Here is a 2,416-nt window from a genome sequence, read left to right on the forward strand (position 1 = left end):
CGGTGGGCCGGGTTCGCGGCGGTCGAGGTGGACCCGGCACAGCGGCGGCGGGGGCTGGCGACGGCCGTGATGGCGGCGCTGGCCCGGCGGGCGCTGGACGAGGGCGCCTCGGCGGCCTGGCTCCAGGTCGAGGACGACAACGCGGGGGCGCGGGCGCTGTACGACCGCATGGGCTTCGCCGCGCACCACGCGTACCACCACCACCGCGCTCCGGAATCGTCGGCTCCGGCAGGTGAGGGAGCGCTGTGAACGGGCACGAACCGGGTATGCGCGCTCCACGCCCCCCATCGCCCGAGCGCTCCGGCGAACTGCGCCGGCGGTTCGCCGAGGAGGCCCGCTGCGAGCGGCCGGACCTGTCCACGCTGTGCCTGCTGGTCGGCGCGGAGGCGGACGGCACGCTGGACGAGGCGGGCATGGACGCCGTGGAGGTGGAGCTGGACCGGCTGGCCGGTGAGCTGCCCTACCGGCCCGGCTCGCCGCGCGCGTGGGCGCAGGCGCTGCGGGAGCTGCTGGGCGAGCGGTACGGCTTCCACGGCGTTCCGGACGACTACCAGCGGCTGGAGTCGTCGCTGCTGCACGAGGTGCTGCGGCGGCGGCGCGGGCTGCCGATCCTGCTGTCGGTGGTGTGGATGGAGGTGGCCCGGCGGGCGGGGGCGCCGGTGTACGGGGTGGCGCTGCCCGGGCACTTCGTCGTCGGCTTCGGGGAGGCGGAGGGGCAGGTGCTCGCCGACCCCTTCGACGGGGGCCGGGTGCTGACCGGCGCCGACGCGGAGCTGCTGGTCACCGGGGCGACGGGGGCGCCGCTGGACGCGTCGATGCTGACGCCGGCGGGGACGCTGGACGTCGTCCTGCGGATCCTGAACAACGTCCGGGCGTGGTCGGCGGCGCGTCCCGAGCACTCCGGTGTGGGGCTGTGGGCGGTGGACCTGTCCCTGCTCCTCCCCTCGCACCCGGCACGGCTGCGCTACGAGCGGGCGCAGCTCCTGGTGCGGCGCGGCGACTTCCAGGACGGCGCGCGGGAGCTGGAGGCGTACGCGGAGACGGTGGCGGCGGTGGACGGGCCGGCGGCGGAGCGGATCCGGGGCCAGGCGCAGGCGGCGCGGGCGCTGCTCAACTAGGAAGCGGGCGCCCGGTGATCCACCGGGCGCCCGCTCGCGGACGTCGCGTCAGCTCGGGTCCGTGTCGATGACGGCGACGCGGTCGGTCTTGTCGGTCAGCGCCAGGCGGAGGGCGCCGTAGACGTCCTGGGGGGTGACGGCCGTCTTCTCGCCGTTGCCCCGGGCGATGAGCACACCGTCGAACGTCTGGCCGTACAGCTTCTGCAGGGCCTTCAGGTCGGGCTTCTCCGCCAGCTTGCCGTCGACGGCCTGCACCCCGAGGAACTTCCACAGGGAGTTCTCCGGGCTGAACTCGATGGAGTGGGCGGCGTCCGTCTGCACGATCACGTTGGCCGACATCGCCGGCTCGGCGAACTCCTTCATCATCCGGTCGACCTCGGCCTTGGTGACCTTCGGCTGCTGGGCGGCCGTCGGGACGTTCACCGGGGCGGACTTCCCGGTCTCGACCTGGGTGCGGTACGCCGCCGTCACCACGTCGGCCGCCTTGGCGACGTCGATGCCCTGACCGCCCTCGGGGTACACCGGGACGGCCTTGCCGGACTCGAACTTGATCGAGCCCTCGGCCACCGAGCCGGAGCCGCCGGCGGCGTCCTCCAGGGCTGCCTGCAGCTTCTCCTCGTCGACGGGCATGACCGGCTCGACCACGCGCTCGTTGCCGATGAGGGAACCGATGACGTTGACCGGGTTGTAGTCGCTGCCCGCGGCCCCGCCGACGGTGGCGGCGGTGTCGAACTGCAGGCCCGCGTTGTCCGGCTCCAGCTCGACGGTCCTGCCGCCGACCGACAGCTTCAGCGGCTGGTCCAGCCGGTCGTCGAGGGCCGCGTCGAGCTTCTTCACGGCCTCGTCGCGGGTGCCGCCGCCGATGTCGACGCCGAGCACGGTGGTGCCCTTCGGGACGTCGGAGCGGTTCATCAGCAGTCCGGCGCCGTAGGCGACACCGGCGAGGAAGACCACGCAGCCGCAGAGCAGGACGAGCTTGTTGCGCCCCTTCTTCTTCGCCGGCTTCGAGGAGCTCGCCGGGGGCGTGGAGACCGGCTCGGGCAGCTTCGGGGGCGTGTGCGGCCGAGGGCCGTCGGCCGGGGCCCCGGGGGCGTTGAAGTCCGCGCCCGGCGGGACGACCGGGATGCCGCTGGTGACGGTGTGCCCGGAGACGTTGTCGTGGCGGGGGCCGTAGCCCGGGGTGCCGGGCTGGGCGGGCCGCTGCGGGGTGAGGATCGCGGTGTCGTCGCTCAGACCGCCACCGGGCGCGCCGGGGCCGCCGCCCTGGTCGGCGAAGCCGGCGGGGGCGCCCTGGGACG

2 protein-coding genes and 1 pseudogene are annotated in these 2,416 nt (G+C 74.8%); 2 read left to right on the plus strand and 1 reads right to left on the minus strand.

Features of this window, described 5'->3' with window-relative positions; genetic code table 11:
- Both B7767_RS13815 and B7767_RS13820 read left to right on the plus strand, forming a co-directional pair.
- A partial coding sequence (locus B7767_RS13815) for a GNAT family N-acetyltransferase (RefSeq protein WP_143652433.1) occupies window positions 1–249 on the plus strand: 249 nt, incomplete at its 5' end.
- 17 nt (window positions 250–266) lie between these two features.
- Window positions 267–1,118, plus strand: coding sequence for a transglutaminase-like domain-containing protein (locus tag B7767_RS13820; RefSeq protein WP_085572447.1), 852 nt, complete (start codon window positions 267–269; stop codon window positions 1,116–1,118).
- 48 nt (window positions 1,119–1,166) lie between these two features.
- On the opposite strand, the pseudogene B7767_RS13825 reads toward B7767_RS13820, so the two are convergent.
- Window positions 1,167–2,416 (minus strand): annotated as a pseudogene (locus B7767_RS13825) (hypothetical protein); the annotation flags it as partial.

It is taken from the genome of Streptomyces sp. 13-12-16, from assembly GCF_002114215.1.
Lineage (GTDB): Bacteria > Actinomycetota > Actinomycetes > Streptomycetales > Streptomycetaceae > Streptomyces.

What these genes read in the sequence shown, in the direction of transcription:
- B7767_RS13820 (WP_085572447.1), top strand. Translation starts at nt 267, where the DNA reads ATGCGCGCTCCACGCCCCCCATCGCCCGAGCGCTCCGGCGAACTGCGC.